Source organism: Sporosarcina psychrophila (assembly GCF_001590685.1).
In the GTDB taxonomy this organism is placed as follows: Bacteria; Bacillota; Bacilli; order Bacillales_A; family Planococcaceae; genus Sporosarcina; species Sporosarcina psychrophila.
In genome coordinates, this window is the sequence record NZ_CP014616.1 from 2,253,012 (window position 1) to 2,270,038 (window position 17,027).

19 protein-coding genes are annotated in these 17,027 nt (G+C 39.9%); 12 read left to right on the plus strand and 7 right to left on the minus strand.

Annotated elements, in window-relative coordinates; genetic code table 11:
* Positions 1 to 162: 162 nt before the first annotated feature.
* Complete coding sequence (locus tag AZE41_RS10640; protein WP_067209042.1) at positions 163 to 1,755, plus strand: long-chain-fatty-acid--CoA ligase; 1,593 nt, start codon at positions 163 to 165, stop codon at positions 1,753 to 1,755.
* A gap of 59 nt (positions 1,756 to 1,814) precedes the next feature.
* Here AZE41_RS10640 and AZE41_RS10645 read toward each other — a convergent pair whose 3' ends face one another.
* Genes AZE41_RS10645 through AZE41_RS10660 form a run of 4 tightly spaced genes read right to left on the minus strand, consistent with a single transcriptional unit; the run spans position 1,815 to position 4,451 of the window.
* The gene (locus AZE41_RS10645; protein WP_067209045.1) at positions 1,815 to 2,669 is read right to left on the minus strand and encodes an ABC transporter permease; all 855 of its coding nucleotides are present in this window, start codon (positions 2,667 to 2,669) and stop codon (positions 1,815 to 1,817) included.
* Complete coding sequence (locus AZE41_RS10650; protein ID WP_067209047.1) at positions 2,653 to 3,582, minus strand: ABC transporter ATP-binding protein; 930 nt, start codon at positions 3,580 to 3,582, stop codon at positions 2,653 to 2,655. Before AZE41_RS10650 ends, AZE41_RS10645 begins: the two co-directional genes overlap by 17 nt.
* On the minus strand, positions 3,575 to 3,994 hold the full coding sequence (locus AZE41_RS10655) for a hypothetical protein (RefSeq protein WP_067209050.1): 420 nt from the start codon (positions 3,992 to 3,994) through the stop codon (positions 3,575 to 3,577). Before AZE41_RS10655 ends, AZE41_RS10650 begins: the two co-directional genes overlap by 8 nt.
* Positions 3,995 to 4,007: 13 nt before the next feature.
* A complete protein-coding gene (locus AZE41_RS10660; protein WP_197485394.1) occupies positions 4,008 to 4,451 on the minus strand; it encodes a LytTR family DNA-binding domain-containing protein in 444 nt (147 codons plus the stop codon).
* A 184-nt stretch (positions 4,452 to 4,635) separates the two neighbouring features.
* Between AZE41_RS10660 and AZE41_RS10665 the strand changes: the two genes are divergently transcribed.
* From AZE41_RS10665 to AZE41_RS10695, 7 genes are all read left to right on the plus strand, one after another.
* Positions 4,636 to 6,516 carry an ABC-F family ATP-binding cassette domain-containing protein gene (locus AZE41_RS10665; protein WP_067209059.1) on the plus strand — a complete coding sequence of 627 codons (1,881 nt, stop codon included), beginning with the start codon at positions 4,636 to 4,638 and terminating at the stop codon, positions 6,514 to 6,516.
* 18 nt (positions 6,517 to 6,534) lie between these two features.
* The gene (locus AZE41_RS10670; protein ID WP_067209062.1) at positions 6,535 to 7,665 is read left to right on the plus strand and encodes a conserved virulence factor C family protein; all 1,131 of its coding nucleotides are present in this window, start codon (positions 6,535 to 6,537) and stop codon (positions 7,663 to 7,665) included.
* Between the two features lie 179 nt (positions 7,666 to 7,844).
* Positions 7,845 to 8,270 (plus strand): hypothetical protein, encoded by a 426-nt coding sequence (locus AZE41_RS10675; RefSeq protein WP_067209065.1) that lies wholly within the window; start codon positions 7,845 to 7,847, stop codon positions 8,268 to 8,270.
* A 161-nt stretch (positions 8,271 to 8,431) separates the two neighbouring features.
* Positions 8,432 to 9,631: a Bcr/CflA family multidrug efflux MFS transporter gene (locus tag AZE41_RS10680; protein WP_067209068.1), complete on the plus strand. Its 1,200-nt coding sequence runs from the start codon at positions 8,432 to 8,434 to the stop codon at positions 9,629 to 9,631.
* A 126-nt stretch (positions 9,632 to 9,757) separates the two neighbouring features.
* Positions 9,758 to 10,198, plus strand: coding sequence for a hypothetical protein (locus AZE41_RS10685; protein WP_067209070.1), 441 nt, complete (start codon positions 9,758 to 9,760; stop codon positions 10,196 to 10,198).
* Between the two features lie 317 nt (positions 10,199 to 10,515).
* Complete coding sequence (locus AZE41_RS10690) at positions 10,516 to 11,325, plus strand: N-acetylmuramoyl-L-alanine amidase family protein (protein WP_067209073.1); 810 nt, start codon at positions 10,516 to 10,518, stop codon at positions 11,323 to 11,325.
* Positions 11,326 to 11,470: 145 nt separating this feature from the next.
* The gene (locus tag AZE41_RS10695; RefSeq protein ID WP_067209075.1) at positions 11,471 to 11,680 is read left to right on the plus strand and encodes a helix-hairpin-helix domain-containing protein; all 210 of its coding nucleotides are present in this window, start codon (positions 11,471 to 11,473) and stop codon (positions 11,678 to 11,680) included.
* A gap of 82 nt (positions 11,681 to 11,762) precedes the next feature.
* Here AZE41_RS10695 and AZE41_RS10700 read toward each other — a convergent pair whose 3' ends face one another.
* Entirely contained in the window at positions 11,763 to 12,902 is a 1,140-nt protein-coding gene (locus tag AZE41_RS10700; protein WP_231885807.1) for a TolB domain-containing protein, read from the minus strand.
* A gap of 354 nt (positions 12,903 to 13,256) precedes the next feature.
* Between AZE41_RS10700 and AZE41_RS10705 the strand changes: the two genes are divergently transcribed.
* The 3 genes from AZE41_RS10705 to AZE41_RS10715 all read left to right on the plus strand — a co-directional run bounded on the left by AZE41_RS10705 (position 13,257) and on the right by AZE41_RS10715 (position 15,337).
* A complete protein-coding gene (locus AZE41_RS10705) occupies positions 13,257 to 13,691 on the plus strand; it encodes a BrxA/BrxB family bacilliredoxin (protein ID WP_067209080.1) in 435 nt (144 codons plus the stop codon).
* A complete protein-coding gene (locus AZE41_RS10710) occupies positions 13,691 to 14,470 on the plus strand; it encodes a class I SAM-dependent methyltransferase (protein WP_067209082.1) in 780 nt (259 codons plus the stop codon). Before AZE41_RS10705 ends, AZE41_RS10710 begins: the two co-directional genes overlap by 1 nt.
* A 267-nt stretch (positions 14,471 to 14,737) precedes the next feature.
* Positions 14,738 to 15,337, plus strand: a complete 600-nt coding sequence (locus tag AZE41_RS10715; protein WP_067209085.1) for a YpjP family protein — start codon at positions 14,738 to 14,740, stop codon at positions 15,335 to 15,337.
* 142 nt (positions 15,338 to 15,479) lie between these two features.
* Here the strand turns inward: AZE41_RS10715 and AZE41_RS10720 are convergent, their stop codons facing one another.
* Positions 15,480 to 15,776: a tyrosine-type recombinase/integrase gene (locus AZE41_RS10720; RefSeq protein ID WP_335339523.1), complete on the minus strand. Its 297-nt coding sequence runs from the start codon at positions 15,774 to 15,776 to the stop codon at positions 15,480 to 15,482.
* Between the two features lie 275 nt (positions 15,777 to 16,051).
* Between AZE41_RS10720 and AZE41_RS22680 the strand changes: the two genes are divergently transcribed.
* Positions 16,052 to 16,201: a hypothetical protein gene (locus AZE41_RS22680; protein ID WP_156476014.1), complete on the plus strand. Its 150-nt coding sequence runs from the start codon at positions 16,052 to 16,054 to the stop codon at positions 16,199 to 16,201.
* 250 nt (positions 16,202 to 16,451) lie between these two features.
* Here AZE41_RS22680 and AZE41_RS10725 read toward each other — a convergent pair whose 3' ends face one another.
* Complete coding sequence (locus AZE41_RS10725) at positions 16,452 to 16,811, minus strand: MmcQ/YjbR family DNA-binding protein (RefSeq protein WP_067209091.1); 360 nt, start codon at positions 16,809 to 16,811, stop codon at positions 16,452 to 16,454.
* Between the last annotated feature and the right edge of the window lie 216 nt (positions 16,812 to 17,027).

The following is a 17,027-nucleotide window of genomic DNA, read 5'->3' on the forward strand; positions in this document are numbered from 1 at the left end:
AAGGAAGTCTGATCTGTTAGTGAGCTTTCTAGCTAACAGATCAGACTTTTTCCATTCTATTAATAAATCATATCCATATTAATTACTCACTAAGTTGCACAATTGCTAATGACAGAAAATTCGAAGTGTTATATACTATATCAAAATGGTGAGGTGATCTATATGAATATGCCACTAGTATTACCGCAATTTCTCGATCGAGCAGTTGCTTTGTATGGAGAAAAGGATGCGGTACATTGTGAAGAACGTGTTTTTACATACCGACAACTGAATAATAGAGTAAACCAACTTTCTAGAGGGCTACGCGAGTTAGGGATTGGAAAAGAGGACAGGGTCGCTTATTTAGCAGGGAATTCTCTTGAAATGTTGGAAGGGTTTTATGGCGTTTTTCAAATTGGTGCAGTAATGGTTCCGCTCAATATTCGTTTAAAGCCGGAAGATTACGTATTCATCTTAAATCATAGTGAAGCCAAAGTTCTTTTTGTCGACCAAGATCTCTATGGCTTAATTAAACCAGTGATCGATCAATTTGAAACGGTAAAGCATATTATTGTTCACTACAAAGATCAAGAAACACTAGAAACGGGCTATGACGACTGGCTTGCTACTTACTCATCTGATGCATTTGACCGTGCAGAACTGGATGAAAATGATGTCTGTAGCTTACTGTATACGAGTGGAACAACGGGAGATCCAAAAGGGGTCATGTTGACGCATCGTAATAATTATCTACATGCGCTTAGTACGATGCATCATTTGAGGGTCACTGACTCGGACGTCTATTTGCACGTTCTTCCAATGTTCCATGTCAATGGCTGGGGCTCTCCTTTTTACTACACGGCAAATGGGGCTACACATATATGTTCAAGAAAATCGACGCCTGAATCCATTTTTAAAGCACTTCAAGAACATAAAGTATCCATCTTGCATATGGCACCAACCGTATTAAATGCGTTGCTGCTGTATCATGATCAGCATCATCCGGTCATCAATCAAGACATTCGCGTGGTGATTGCAGGATCTGCACCACCTCCTGCCTTCATCGTCAGGGTCGAAGAAGAGCTGGGTTGGGAGTTCATCCAAGTATATGGTATGACGGAATCCTCTCCGCTTAGCCTCATTTCAACGATCCACTCGCATTTGACCGGGTTGTCAAAAAATGAACAGACTGAATTGAAAGCGAAGGCTGGATTCTCGATGATTGGTAGCGATGTTAGGATTGTCGATGAAAATGGAGTGGAAGTTGCCCATGACGGGAAACAAGTCGGGGAAGTGGCAGTGCGGAGTCATGGTGTTATGAAAGGCTATTGGAAAAACGATCATGCAACGGAACAAGCGTTGCAAAATGGCCGGCTTTTAACAGGGGACATGGGGACTATTGATGAAAATGGTTATATCAACATCGTAGACCGAAAGAAAGATGTCATTATTAGTGGCGGAGAGAATATATCATCGATTGAAGTAGAAGGTGTCCTATACGAACACCCTGCGGTACTGGAAGCTGCTGTCATTGCGGTTCCACATGAGAAGTGGGGAGAGACACCTCACGCATATATTGTATTACGCGAGCATAGAAACGCAACCGAACAGGAAATTATTGCTTTCTGCAAAGAAAAGTTAGCCCATTTCAAAGTAGTTACAGGCATAACTTTCGTCAATGAACTTCCAAAAACAGCATCTGGCAAAATTCAAAAAGTCCAAATTCGCGATGCTTACTGGGAAGCGCAAGGAATAACGGGACGTTTGGTGAATTAATGAATGACATAAAAGCTTGCACGTGCATTGAGGAACACCCTCTATATGCACGTGTAAGCTTATTTATTTTTCCTTCGCATAACAAGTAACGATAGTCCGAAAAAAAGCAATGTTGTACCACAGAGATACATAATACTAAATAACTGGGTAGTTTTTTTACCATTGATGTCGTATAACATGCCCATATCAATTTCGAATGCTTGCTTCATGGCAACTGGCGCGGTAGAGAAGGCCTCTAGAAGGGGTGCCTCCATTATTAATTGCCGAAACAGTGCGGCTGAATGGGAAACCGGGAACAGCTTGACAACTGATTGGATGTAATCAGGCAGTCCACCAATCGGAATATAGATGCCAGCTAAAAAACCAAGAAGTGTTCCGATAACCGTGCTTGCTGCGGCAAATGCATTTGACGTTTTGAAAAAGGAAACCAACAGAAGCACCATTGATCCGCTAGCTAATACGGATAAGATAATTACACCGCTTGCCGCCATCATTTTACCGAACGACAGCACCACTTCTCCGGAAACGAAGAGAAATAGATTTGAAACAAGAAGCGTAATCATACACATGATAAAACCTATAACCAATGCGCTGATGATATAGCCACCCACCAACTTTGTTCTTGAAATAGGGGAAGAGTAAAAATCCATGTATGTTTTATTTGCGCGATCTTCTACCAGGATGCCAAATGAGCCGAGTGTCGTTGTCATAGAGGTTACCGCTAGGATCCCAGCAATGAACCAGGTAGTGAGCACTGCCTTTTTTGCAGGGAAGTCCGGAAGCCCTTTGGCGGTCATATCCCCTAAGAATAAAACGTACAATGCGATTAAAATAATGACGGCTAGAAGTGAGAAAATGACAGTGGCTTTATCCCGAAAATACAATAAGATATTCCGTTTAGCAAATGCGATCATCCGGATTCCCAACCTTTCCATTGATGGCGATAAAAACATCATCCAAACTGGATTTCTTCACTTCAAAAGATGAGATGAAAGAAGTGAATTTCACCAAAATTGGTATCGCTTCCGTCGTATGATTAAGGCGGATAGTAAACAGCGACTTTTCGTCATCGAAATCCAATCCATCTAACATGAGCAAGCTTCGCAGCTCATCTGCTCGCTCCGTAGAAATTGTCAGTAAATCTGTTGAATAGTTATTTTTCAACTGTTCAGGAGTTCCTTTTGCCACGATGCTGCCTTTTTTCATAACGACAACATAATCCGAGTTTGCTGCTTCTTCAATGTAATGTGTCGTTAGAAAAACAGTCATACCTGTTTCTTTTTGAAGTTGCAGTATGGTAGCCCATATGTTTTTTCGACTTTCTGGATCAAGCCCTGTTGTCGGTTCGTCTAAAATTAAGATGTTCGGTTTATGAATAAGGGCGCGCGCAATATCCACTCGTCGTCGTTGTCCACCTGATAATTTCCCATAAGGTCGATTCGAAATAGACTGTATATCCACGATATCCATAACTCGAGTAATCGCAACGTTACGTTCTTGCCGCGGCATCCCATAAAAAGATCCCCGAATCGCTAAATTCTCTTTGACGGTCAATAAAGGATCAAGTAAGCTCTCTTGAAATACGACGCCGATTTCCTGGCGAATGGCTTGGTCGTGCTTGCCGACAGTATAACCATTTACATAGACATGACCACTGTCTAGCTGGAGGAGCGTCAAGAGAATTGAAATAGTCGTCGATTTCCCAGCACCATTCGTACCTAAAAAAGAAAAGAGGGCGCCTTTTTCTACATAGAAACTGATGTCGTTTACAGCTTTTATTTTTCCGAATGATTTCGACAATCCAATTACCTCAATTATGTTAGTCAATAGGGACTCCCCTTTTTTTACCTGCAATGGCGGCGTTAATTTGCGTAGCGTTCATTTGATTACCCATAAACGTAACGATAATGACTACGATATAAGTCAATATTCCAGTAGTGATAATGAACGGTGTATCATACCAAGTGAATGGGAAAACTTTGAAAACTGCACCTGCAACAAGAAGTACAATGATGACATCTAGTAATTCGATGAACCTTAAAATGAGCGGATTTTGAATGGGTAACTGATGCGTAATAAAAATCAAACAGATGATGCAAATTGAAATAATCAGCATATGAACAATCATTGCTTCATCCATAGGTGGGAAAACTTTTAACCAACTAAAAAAAAGATAAAATAGACTACTAAATGTGAATGAAATACAACTTGCTGAAATGTAGTGCTTAACTAGGTCCATAATGATCTCCTCCTCACGTTAAAAATTTTTCTTTGAAAGATTTGACGTAATGTCTATTGACGATGACTTTTTCACTGTTCATCAAAGACGCTTCAAACTTCCCATTAAATAAGGCTCGCACACTGTCAATTAGAGCTGTATTGACAATTAAGTTTTTACTAATGCGGATGAAATGTGTGCTTGCCAGCAACTTCTCAATCTCGTATAGCTTCAAGTCACTTTCGTAGATATCTTTTTCATTGTAAAGAAACGAACGGTTATCAATCGATTCAATATAATACACGTTATCGACGAGAAGGGAATATGTCCGCCCATCTTTTGTTCCAGTTAAGGTTATATGTAGTTGGTTAATCTGTTTGATTAATCGTTCAAGTTCATTGTCAATTTGTGGACAGTTGATAGTGATTTCAACCTCGTTATAGGTATTGGATTCATTAACTGTCAAACGAATGATCATCACATCCTTTCGCGGAAATCTTATGGATAGAATCGTACCATTTTGTGGAATTTGGAACAATACTTCTCGGGTAACATGCATTTTTCAACTAATAAGATGCATGCGATAGTACAATACTCTTTTAAAAAGCAAGGTAAATCGGCTATGATAGGATGAGGTACATATTAGAAATGGAAGTGTTGTTATGAGTCAATTGATAATCGAAAACCTCACGAAGACTGTTGGGGAGAAAACATTGTTTAAAAATATAGCGTTTACGGTCATAAGCGGAGAAAAAGTAGGCCTACTCGGAATCAATGGAACAGGCAAATCGACGTTATTGTCAATCATTGCAGGAGTCGAACAAGCTGATTCGATTTCGGCCGAACATCCGAATAGATACCGTATTGTTTATTTACCACAAGAGCCAGAAATTGACCCGGACCTTACAGTGATGGAAACGGTGTTCAAGAGTGACGCACCGATTATCAAGGTCAACTTAGAGTACGAGTACGCACTTCAAGCACTTTCTGCGGATCCGGAATCTACACTAAACCAGGAACAATATTCAAAGTTTCAAATCGAGATGGACGATCTATCTGGTTGGGATATAAACTCAAAAGCACGGACGATTTTGTCGAAACTTGGTATTGAAACGTTCGATAAGAAGATGGGCGAGCTTTCAGGCGGACAGAAAAAACGGGTAACACTTGCAAAAGTATTGATTGAGCCTGCCGATCTCTTGTTACTCGATGAACCGACAAACCATCTCGACGTCGATTCAATTATGTGGCTGTCAGATTACTTGAAAAATGAACAAGGAGCTGTCATCTTTGTTACCCATGACCGCTACTTTTTGGACGAGTTATCCACCAATATTTATGAACTTGCAGATAAAACGTTATATGCACATACAGGTAACTACGGGAATTATCTTGAATCGAAAGCCATTCGTGCGGAGATGGCTGCATCGACGGACGATAAACTCCGAAATCGCTACCGTTCAGAACTGAAATGGATTAGACGAGGTGCGAAAGCGAGATCGACAAAGCAAAAAGCACGAATTGACCGCTTCGATGACCTATCGGAGAAAGTCAAAAAAGAAGATACGGGTGGAGAAATGGAAGTCGCGCTTAAGTCGACACGTCTTGGTAAGAAAGTGATTGAAGCGGTCGGCATCTCGAAGTCGTTCGGCGGAAGAAAAATCATTGATAATTTCTCTAGTATCCTTCAATCAGGTGATCGTATCGCTGTTGTCGGACCTAACGGGGCAGGGAAAACGACGTTATTGAATATGTTTTCTGGAGAAAGTCAACCGGACAGTGGAATCATCGACAAAGGAACGACAGTGAAAATTGCTCATTTCCAACAACACACGCCAATTATGGATGAGAAAAAGCGAATTATCGAATACATTCGTGATACGTCAAATGATATTGAGGGTGCTGATGGAGTACGAATTTCAGCTTCGCAAATGCTAGAACGGTTTTTATTCCCCACACAAGCACACGGGACACCCATCGGTAAATTATCAGGTGGCGAACGAAAAAGACTCTATTTGTTGAAACTGTTAATGGAACAACCTAACGTCATGCTTCTGGATGAACCGACAAATGACCTCGATCTTGAGACTCTTTCAGTACTGGAAACGTTCATCGATACATTCCCAGGCGTTGTCATCACCATTTCACATGATCGATTCTTCCTAGATCGAACATCAACAAAGCTATGGGTAATGGATGGATCAGGGGATGTCGACACATGGTTTGGTATCTATTCTGACTTCCTTGAAACCTATGTACCTAAAGAAAAAGTGGCACATGAGCCAATCGTTGAGGTAGAGATACCGGTTCAGCAGGAAACCAAAAAGAAAATGTCGTACGCTGAAAAGAAAGAGTACGAAACAATTGAATCAGCTATTGAAAATGTAGAGAAGTCAATCGAAGCTACGGAGGCAGAAATGGCATCCACTGGCTCCGATTACGATAAGCTAAGAGAACTGACGGCAACACTTGACGAATTGAACGGCAAATATGAAACACTCATTGAACGTTGGTCTTTTTTACAAGAATTGAATAAATCCTAACGAAAGGGGCAAATACAAATGAAAATCGTAACAATCGAACCAACACCAAGTCCCAATTCCATGAAAATCGTGCTCGACACAGAGTTACCAAAAGGGACGAGTCATAATTATAAAAAAAGTGATGCAGAAACAGCATCCTATCCAGCTTCAGCATTATTGAACATTCATGGCGTAAAAGGAATCTATCATGTCATGAACTTCATGGCCGTCGAGCGAATTGGTAATGTCGCATGGGAATCAATTCTTGCAGACGTTCAGGCTGTTTTCAATGAAGAGAAAAGTGATCAGACTGAATCTATGGAAGAGATTGACGACAACTACGGAGAAGTATACGTACACGTTCAGACCTACAAAGATATTCCCCTTCAAGTGAAAGTATTCGATAGCGAATCTGAGGAACGTTTTGGACTAAGTGAACGTTTTGTGCAAGCTATGGAAAAGGTTCATGGACGTGAAGTGGAAAACTATATATTATTGCGTAAATGGGCAGATTACGGAATCCGTTACGGAGAAAAAGCTGAAATTGGTGAAACGGTGATCCAAGAAATAGAGGCGGCGTATCCAGAAGAACGTTTGCTAGCGATTATCCGTATGGCAAATGAAGGACAAAGTGAAAATATCCAGCGCGGAAGAAAAATTTCACTGGAGGAGTTCTCAGTGGATCAATGGGAGACTAGATTCCAACTGCTGGATCAAATCCCTGACCCCGACATGTCGGATGCACCACTTCTCGAACGAGCACTGGACGATGAAAAGATGTCAATCAGACGCCTTGCAACGGTCTATCTTGGTATGATTGAAGACGACGCTGTCATTCCATATGTAGAAAAAGCGCTTAAAGATAAAAGTTGGGCAGTGCGTCGAACGGCTGGAGACTGCATGAGCGACCTTGGATTTGAAGGGTTCGAACAGGCGGCAATCGAAACATTGAATGATAAAAACAAACTGGTTCGTTGGCGTGCGGCTATGTTTTTATATGAAACAGGAACTGACAAGGCGTTGCCTGCTTTGAAAGAGGCTGAAAACGATTTAGAGTTTGAAGTGAAACTCCAAATCCGGATGGCCATTGCACGAATTGCTGAAGGTGAAGATGCTAAAGGTTCTGTTTGGAAGCAAATGACAGAGGCGCGTACGGCTTCAAAAGAGTAATGTAACGACTACAATTATCAATATGTTAAACGTTAGTGGATGTGAAAAATTACATTCTGCTAACGTTTTTTCTAAAGAACAAAAACGCTGGAGTCTAGAAATGAAATCTCTATGTTGCAGCTTATCCACGCTATGAGATTTTATAGTTTCCTAATCTATTGAAAATGGGAGGAAGACATATGAAACTGTTGAAGATCCTTCTCCTCATCGTATTAATTATTGGTGGAGCTGGGTATGGAATCTATTATGTTGGAACTAATATTGCATCCGACAAAGTAATGAACGTTGTAACTGCTGAATTAGAAAATAGCGGACAGTTAAACGAAATTAAACAAATGGTAGCAAATGACCCTGAATTAATGCGTTTCATTGAAGAAGGTGCAAATGTTGAAAGTAGTAATCTTCCTTTCACAACAAAAGAGCAGGCAACAAGAGTATTAATCAAAAAAATTGGGTTTAGTGAACTCCAAGCTATTCAATCCAACGCCCAAAAGGGAATGTCGAATGAGGAAATACAAGAGCTGTTAAAAGATATTGAAGGAAAGTTAACGGAGGAAGAAATTCTAGCATTAAAGGTTATCGTTTATAAAGAATTCCTTAAATAATGCTGATTTCATTGATAAAGTAGGGGGGATGGTTTGAAACTAAATCATCCTTCTTTAATGTATGGCATTTTGGTGATATAGTAGGATACTTGTGATTCTTCTTTAGAGATTTCATCACATACATAGGAAGTTTTTAAATTATAGAAAGGTCGTTAGTAATCATGGGACCACTTAAAGGAAATAAACGAATACGATTTGCATTACTTCTCGGAACACTAGCAGCGATGGGTCCGTTAACAATTGATATGTATCTACCCTCATTCCCGACAATCGTAAGTGCTTTTGACACTACGGCTACCTATGTACAGGTAAGCCTAACCGCCTGCCTACTAGGTATCGGGTTAGGTCAACTTATTCTCGGCCCAATGAGTGATGTCCATGGACGGAAAAAGCCGTTACTTATTGCACTTATTGTCTATTTTGTCGCTTCAGTTTTATGTGTATTTTCCCCGAATATCGGGTTCTTCATTGCGGCACGTTTCTTGCAAGGCTTTGCTGCTGCTGCGGGTATCGTCATTTCAAGGGCTGTCGTCAGAGATTTATATAGCGGACGAGAATTGACGAAGTTTTTCGCTTTACTCATGCTAATTAATAACTTGGCGCCAATCCTCGCACCAGTTCTTGGAGGGGGCATCCTTGCGTTTACTGAGTGGACTGGTGTATTTGCGGTTTTAAGCGCAATCGGCTTTTTACTATTTGTCATTGTTCTATGGAGAATGGATGAAACATTGCCAGAAGAAATGCGCGTACCAAGTAATCTATCTCATACATTAAAAAACTTTCTGTCTCTGTTAAAAAACAGACAGTTCATGGGGTATGCACTTGCACAAGGTTTCATCATGGCCGGCATTTTTGCTTATGTCGCCGGGACACCGTTTGTTTATCAAAATATATACGGAGTCTCACCACAGACATTCAGCATATTATTCGGTATGAACGGATTTGGACTAATCATCGGGACCCAGGTAGTAGGACGCTTAACGGGTGTGGTCTCAGAAAAACGATTTTTGGAATCGGGTTTATTCATCTCTATCACTTCAGGTACATTGCTATTGATAGCCGTGTTAATGAATGGACCACTTTTCACAATTGTTGTACCTATCTTCTTTTTCGTCGCTTCGATTGGTGTCATTTCGACATCATCCTTTTCACTCGCAATGGAAAAGCAAGGGCATATTGCGGGTAGTGCATCCGCATTACTTGGTTTACTGCCATTCATTTTAGGCGCAATTACGGCACCACTTGTCGGAATAGCAGGGGAAGAAACCGCAATTCCGATGGGAGCCATTATCTTCGCTTCAAGTTTAATTGCAGTCCTCGCGTATTTCGGACTTTCAAGAGAAAAAGTCGAACAAAACTAACAGAGTTTAAAAGCAGCCACTTACTCATTTGAGTAGGTGGCTGCTTTTTATTGTCTGATAATGTAGACACTGTCTTTCGTGACCTGAATATAATGACTATATCGGCTAAATAAAGGAGAGAAGGCAGTGAAAGAAGTCATCATCGCGTTAGTCAGTTCTTCAATTACAATCATCATCACAAGTTTTTTTAACTATCATTTTCAACTAATGAAAGAGATTCGAAACGAAGCGGTTAAATATAAAACAGAAATCCTGAAAAACGTTTACACTCCAGTATTAAAGTTACTAGTAGCTGCAATTGTGCCAGGCGACGGATATGACGGGATTACAAAAGAGTCTTTTTTTGAAATTGAAGACGTTATTAAAAGAAACTATGAGCTAGTTGATCCTGATTTAGATTCGATTATTTGGTCCATTAAAAAGGAAATCCGATGGGAACACTACGAAGATAGTTTAAAGTTATTTGATAAAAATAAGCGTTTATTGCACCACGTCGAACTGAATTTCAATTTTTATAGGAAACAATTAGGATTGCCGTTTAACAAAACTAAACTCAAAAAGTCTTGAGAATCAACTAAATATATTTGTTGAAATAAAGAAGTCTAGTTCCGGTACAAGGGGATATCGCCGGTCTTAGGGCTCCGGCTACTTTTTGAAAAGCGCCTTCGCTTTGTTTATATAATTATTAATTTGTTCAATATAATTGAGACATCTGAAAACGTTAAGTTTTGGCATGTCCTCTACATATTTGTTTAAAATCGGACAAGTGCCGCCATTCAAAAACGCTTTGTGAATAGTATAGATAGAAAAGTATCTTTGGATTGCTGTGGCAATTTAAAAAAACAAATACTTTTTAATAGGGCACAAAAAGGAGGTGTCACAAAATGGTTAAAATCGTAATCGATGCTGGGCACGGATTCAATACACCAGGTAAACGTTCACCGGATGACGAACGGGAGTGGTCGTTTAACAATAAAGTAGCCAAATACGCTATTGCTAAACTAAAGACATACAAAAATGTGGAAATTCTACGTGTGGATGATCCGACCGGTCAGACAGATGTTCCGCTTGCTAAACGCACTACTCTAGCGAACGAATGGCAAGCCGATGTATATGCTTCTATCCATCATAATACCCTTACGGATAAGTGGGGCAGCCATAGCGGTATTGAAACATATACAATGGACAACCCAACAGCGAATCCAAAATCAAAGGAAATTGCTGGTGCTATTCATCCTAGGATTGTTATGGCCATGGGGTTGAGTGATCGTGGTATGAAGCGTGCCAACTTCCACGTTCTTCGGGAATCTGCTATGCCAGCATTCTTAAGTGAGGGAGGCTTTATGGATTCAACAGTTGACATACTAAAGTTACGGGATGATCACTATTTGCAAGCCCAAGGTGAGGCAATCGCAGAAGGATTGGCTATATACTTTAAATTGCAACTGCTAACTGCTTCCGTAGGCAATCAGATACTTTCACCAAAGGAAGGAACAAATAAGTTGTATACACCATCATCGCAATCACTTATCAATTCGACAAGCGCCGTTTTAAAACGACTTGAAAAGATGCCAGATGGCCCGTTATCAGCAACTTGGCATGAAAAGTTATTGAAGGGAACATTGACGGACTCGGATGCAATTGGGCTCTTGTATGTAGCGATTGAGCGTGGCCTTTTGGTAGATGGTAAGTAAGTGCGTGTCATTTATTTTGAGGAGTGTGAAATAAGAACCATCAGCTACAATAGCGATTATGGTGAGTTTGAAATAGCATAAAGAGCGAGCTTAGAAAATAATAGCTGTTACTATTTCATCTTCATCGAATAAGGGGGAAATTATTGTGCCGCACAACGACAATGCCATCGAAAGGGATTTGCCAAACGAATTATCAAAACCGGCAACACGAGCGCTTTCAGGTACCGGTTACTGGCGGCATGAACAGTTCGCTAAACCTCAGGGAAGCTATTTACATGGTACAGGTCCAAAAGCCATGGATCTTATCAGTGATACTCTTGCCACCAAAGGGCTGTCGTTCGCCAAGGGTTCTTGAAAGATCCTAATTTTATGGTGTAAAACGAAACAAGCCATCTTTTCCTAATAAGGGAAGATGGTTTGTTTTAATTTTCATCAGATTACTCCGAGGGGAAAAAGGTGTACAACCCTATATCACGTATCCATAAATTTGCATTGCCACCATCAATATCAGCCACCCATAAATCACCTTTAGCAGAAACGAAATCGCTTTTTCGTAACCAAGTTATTTTATCGATTGAAGGTAAATATTCGGGCTTATAATCACCTTTATTTTTTGGTGGTGTCGTTATTTTTAGTTGTTTTTGACCAGCTAGCGTTAAAAAGTATAAGGAAGCTTTAGGGCGTTTCTCAGCGTCATTTGACCACTCACTTTCCTTTACCCTTGAAACAATAAGCGAACTATCATTAACCCATGAAAAATCCATCTCCGCATAGTTTTTTGGCGTTAGGTTTATAGAATGATAAGTGGAAATTTCCGTTACCTTTAGATTTTTATTTTTAAAACCAAAAACAATTCTTCCGCCGCCGGCAATATAACCGAGTAAGTTTTCGCTATATGCCCATTTTGGAGTGAATGCCCAGATAACTTCATCTAATACTTCAAATTCTTTTCCGTCTACAGAAATCACACATAGCATATCACTATCCATCGCCCATGAAGCTGTTGGAGTCACAAAGAAGGATATCCATTGTTTATCTGAAGAATAAGCAAATGATTCCGCGTTTATCGAAGGAACTTTCACGTCGTCTTTCACTACTTCTTTTGGAATCACGAAGAATTCTGTCGCGTTTTTCGTTAAATTTCCGATGTTTTGATAACCATTCGCTATAGAAATCGTATACAGGACAGGATTGGTCCATCCATCCGGCCGAAGAGAAGCACTAGAGGAGGCAATAAAACCCTTCCCATCAGGCTGCCATTCGTAATCGTTTACTCCTAAAGCAATATTATAGAATTTCTTAAAATCCGATACATTCAATACGCCACCATCACTAAAAGCAACAATATTTTCAGTTGGAGACCATTTTGGATTTCGTCCATCATAAAAGATTTTACTGTGCTTTTTTGTTTTCATATCATATACCCACAATTGATTTGAGGTCTGTTTATGTTCATTTACTAATTCCTCGACTTCTTTTTGATAAAGAAGCAAGTTCCCATCGAAGGACCATTGTGGAGGATAAGGGTATGTTGCTTTTTCAACAGTCAGTACTTCTTCTTTATCATCAATTTTCACCCACAAATAGCCATCCCTAATAAACGCTACTTTTGCATCTGAAGCATTTGTTTCCGAATAAATAATGGATGGAAAAATCAAGCATAAAATAACAAGGATATGAAATAACTTTGCCATAAAATCACCTCTTACGACGTATGTTCTCCCAATAATGAATAATTAGGTATGTAAAATAATGTTTAGTATTTGGGGTAGAATTTTCATTGCAATCCTCGAACTAATCGAAAAGTTGAAATTAAGTTAGCTATATAGTCGCTATTTAGTGAAAAAATACGTAGGACAAGGTAATATGAAAGATGGAAAAACCATTAACAACAAGCACTATTTAAATAGATTGAAAGGGGATTATTAAATATGAACGCTTACGATGATTACATGAAGGGCATCGTTAAACCGATGCGTGAAGAACTTGCACAAAATGGATTTACGGAACTGACGACGGCTGAGGCTGTTGAAGAAACAATGAAGACACTTGAGGGGACAGCTCTTGTCGTTATCAACTCGGTTTGTGGATGTGCCGCAGGTCTTGCACGTCCAGCAGTAAGGGAAGCATTACAGGAAGCTGAACATAAACCAAATCACTTGTTCACAGTATTTGCAGGACAAGATAAAGAAGCTACAGCTATGATGCGGGAATATTTCCCTGAAGTACCTCCTAGCTCACCTTCTATCGCACTTTGGAAAGATGGGGCACTTGCGTACTTTATTCCAAGGGAACAAATTGAGAATTTTGAGATGGGGCAAATTAAAGACCATCTATCGGAAGTACTCGATCAAGTTTGTAAATAATGAGTACAGTCATCACGACCGCTGGCAGGCCTGATGATCAATCGCTGCAGCTAGCACTAGAAGCGTCTGAAACTCTAGGCTATCCTATTGTCGAACGTAAAAAGCAAGCGGTTTCCCGAATACAAAACACGCACAGTTCGGATGTTATTGTAGCGGGAAAAAACCGCTATGATTTGTATCGTATTGGAATGGATGAACCGTTTTTCTTTCATCCCAATTCTGCAGCGTTTAGATTGAAAAGGCTATTGAATGGTGAAATGGATCCGTTAATTGAGATAGCTCAATTACAAGAAGATGATTCGTTTCTCGATTGTACACTTGGGCTTGGATCCGACAGTATCATTGCTTCTTTCGTTACAGGTGAAAGCGGCAAAGTGTTGGGCGTCGAAGCAGACCCAGCTGTCGCGTTCATAACCAGACGAGGACTGCGCTCGTTCCCATCTGAGTCGGAGCAACTAGTTCAGGCCATGACTCGAATTGAGGTCGTCCAGTCGGAAGCGATTGAGTTTTTGAGCCATCAAGCTGATTCATCGTGGGATATTGTCTATATGGATCCGATGTTTCATGCACCTATTACGGAATCGTCTAATTTTACGCCGCTGCGTCAAGCTGGGGTACATAGTGTGCTGACAGATGACTGGATCAAGCAAGCACTTCGTGTATGTAAACGACGTGTTGTTGTGAAAGACCGGTTTGATTCACCCGTATTCGAGCAATTCAATATGCAGCGAAAAATCAGACCGAATACGAAGTTTCATTTCGCTTTTATCGAAAAATGAAAAACGCCGTCCTCCTCAAAATAGAGGGTGACGGCGTTTATTGATATTAGTGGGTGAAATTCAATGAGCTTAGATACACAAGCAATGCCAGCATTCCGATACCGATAAACAGATTCACATCCATCAGTGATACCCTCCTTCAAAAAAACATACAATTATCTTCATTTTTATTGTACAATGAAAATAAGAAAGAAGAAACCTTTTCAATACTTTTTCGTCAAATAAACTATTGTAAACAAAAATAAAAACAATTGCAGGTGAGATGTTATGAAAAAGTGGTTACAAAAAACGCTCATTGTTGCCGTAGCATTATTGACATTCGGTGCGATTTCACCGAATCATGAAATTTGGACAAACTTGCAAGACAAAGATGTTTCGAAGCACGCAGTAGGACCATCACGAAGTAATGATTATTCGATTGGATTAGAAGACTCGTTAGTCGATGATAGTTTAGAAGATAATTCGGATTCAATAGAAGATTTATTTATCACGTCTGCGAAGAAGCTATCATACATGAAATTTGGAACAAAAGTCGGCCCGGTAATCGCCGATGAGTTTGACAGTGTTATTTTCCCGAAAATTGAGGAAGCCATCCAATCGACACTTGCAAGTTCAGGAGACGTACATAAACGCCGACTTGCTATCAGTGAAAAACCTGCCGGAGACTACTCAGAGAAAATTTTCAATGTATACGACCTAGAAGACAGAAAAGATCTTATCCGTTTCCACGTACGTACTGAAAAAAGGCCAAAAGACGGCTACTACTACAATTTTCACTATCATATTGCCGCTGATGAATTTACAGCTCATTATTCAATCGGTGATATCTATTGGGCAAAAGACACACCACCGAAATGGTTATCCTAAAATTGTTGAAACGCCCGTTGAAATTACGAGCGTTTTTTATTTTGTAAACATTGATATATCAACGTTTGTGGAGTTCCAGCGAGATACATACATCAAGTGATTTTGTTAATGATAAATGAGCAAAAAACCATGTACCCCAATTTCACTCTTTATCTTTTTCGAAAGAATCTAAACTGACGATTTCATCCATTAAATTAGATGCCTGAATTTCATCTTTCTCAAACGAGTGAGCATATGTTTTATAAATCGTTTCGGGGGTATCTCCCACTAGTGCTGCAACAGTGGAAATCGGTATGTTATTTGATAACTGGATCGTAACGAATGTATGCCTAAAATAATGGGGTGTGAAGTGGGTAATTTTTTCTTTTTCGCATATCAAGTCGATCACACGCTTCATGTACCGTTCTCCAAGGGGTTCTCCGGCGTAAGTAATGAAAATACATAGCCAAGCGGGTTCCGGGACTGGTAAGGCGCCATAGACTGCTCATGCCACTCTTTGTAAACAAGTAAAAGATTATTGATATTTTCACTCATGGGAAACTCTCGGTAACTGTTCTTAGTATTCGGGCTCCTTGTCCCGAAGCGATTTACGCAGGAAATGGTCGAAGAGAAATTCGGCTACAACGCTGAATCCTTTACTGAGTATGACTAGTCACCGGAAGGAGCTGTGCAATTGCTCCTTTCGGAACTTGGCGAAGAGGAGGCGATGACGGCATGAAGCAAATGCAGTGGGAGGCTATGCGAGTCGAGAATGGCCGTAACGGGGAACTGTTGTCTGAAATCGGTCGGTCGAAGGCTGCTTTTGATAAACGAGAGAAAAATGTAATGTATTATGTGGTTATGCGGCGGAGGAATACGTTATAAACGGAGTGTGGGGTTGTTGTATCAGTGGGAGGGATGGAAGTTATGACGACAATGATTACTGCGTTTGAAGGCCGGGCATTTATTATTTCTGCCTTGTTACTCGCGTTAGGGATTTATTATATTGGTCGGATGCACGGTCGGGCAAATTAACGGGCTGGGTTCAAAATCCGATATAAATTAAAAAAAGAAAGAGTAAGTTACTCTTTCAATTGGAAAACAAAAATAATAGCACTAAAGATGTTGTTAAAAACTACTTGGAAATAATTTGGTTTTGGACTTTTTTAGTTAGTTTTTGAAAAACTAAATTATAGGAATGAAGAATTAGATTTTCTAATAGATCGTTGGATAGATTTGAATCAAAATAAATAGAGTTCCAGTGTGTTTTATTCATATAATGCCCAGGAATAATACCTTGATATGTTTCTCTCAACTCTTCAGCACGAGTAGGTTCGCACTTTAAAGTGATAATTGGCTTTCTTTGAGAGTCTCCTCCCATCATAGCAAACATCTTCCCGCCAACATGATAACGATCTGCTTGCCAGTCTACTTGGTAATCATGTGTCGTTCCGGGTAGTGTCTGACAAAATAATTGAAGTCTAGCTTTATCCATTTTTAAGTCTCCTTTTATAAAACGGTCACTAAATACACACGTTCGATTACATTTATTATAATCAATAACCTATGTATTTCAATAACATTATTGTAAATGCGGCTTTACTTGTAATAAAACATGAAAAAATTATGCGTAGTTCAAACAAAAAGCGAAGGAATAAAAAGACCACTGATTAAAAATAATCAGTGGTCTTTATCACAGTCATCTTGTGAT

What these genes read in the sequence shown, in the direction of transcription:
- AZE41_RS10670 (WP_067209062.1), top strand. Translation starts at nt 6,535, where the DNA reads ATGAAAATCGTAACAATCGAACCAACACCAAGTCCCAATTCCATGAAA.
- AZE41_RS10660 (WP_197485394.1), bottom strand. Translation starts at nt 4,451, where the DNA reads ATGATCATTCGTTTGACAGTTAATGAATCCAATACCTATAACGAGGTT.
- AZE41_RS10680 (WP_067209068.1), top strand. Translation starts at nt 8,432, where the DNA reads ATGGGACCACTTAAAGGAAATAAACGAATACGATTTGCATTACTTCTC.
- AZE41_RS10725 (WP_067209091.1), bottom strand. Translation starts at nt 16,811, where the DNA reads ATGGATAAAGCTAGACTTCAATTATTTTGTCAGACACTACCCGGAACG.
- AZE41_RS10655 (WP_067209050.1), bottom strand. Translation starts at nt 3,994, where the DNA reads ATGGACCTAGTTAAGCACTACATTTCAGCAAGTTGTATTTCATTCACA.
- AZE41_RS10675 (WP_067209065.1), top strand. Translation starts at nt 7,845, where the DNA reads ATGAAACTGTTGAAGATCCTTCTCCTCATCGTATTAATTATTGGTGGA.
- AZE41_RS10705 (WP_067209080.1), top strand. Translation starts at nt 13,257, where the DNA reads ATGAACGCTTACGATGATTACATGAAGGGCATCGTTAAACCGATGCGT.
- AZE41_RS10710 (WP_067209082.1), top strand. Translation starts at nt 13,691, where the DNA reads ATGAGTACAGTCATCACGACCGCTGGCAGGCCTGATGATCAATCGCTG.
- AZE41_RS10715 (WP_067209085.1), top strand. Translation starts at nt 14,738, where the DNA reads ATGAAAAAGTGGTTACAAAAAACGCTCATTGTTGCCGTAGCATTATTG.
- AZE41_RS10690 (WP_067209073.1), top strand. Translation starts at nt 10,516, where the DNA reads ATGGTTAAAATCGTAATCGATGCTGGGCACGGATTCAATACACCAGGT.
- AZE41_RS10665 (WP_067209059.1), top strand. Translation starts at nt 4,636, where the DNA reads ATGAGTCAATTGATAATCGAAAACCTCACGAAGACTGTTGGGGAGAAA.
- AZE41_RS10645 (WP_067209045.1), bottom strand. Translation starts at nt 2,669, where the DNA reads ATGATCGCATTTGCTAAACGGAATATCTTATTGTATTTTCGGGATAAA.
- AZE41_RS22680 (WP_156476014.1), top strand. Translation starts at nt 16,052, where the DNA reads ATGAAGCAAATGCAGTGGGAGGCTATGCGAGTCGAGAATGGCCGTAAC.
- AZE41_RS10640 (WP_067209042.1), top strand. Translation starts at nt 163, where the DNA reads ATGAATATGCCACTAGTATTACCGCAATTTCTCGATCGAGCAGTTGCT.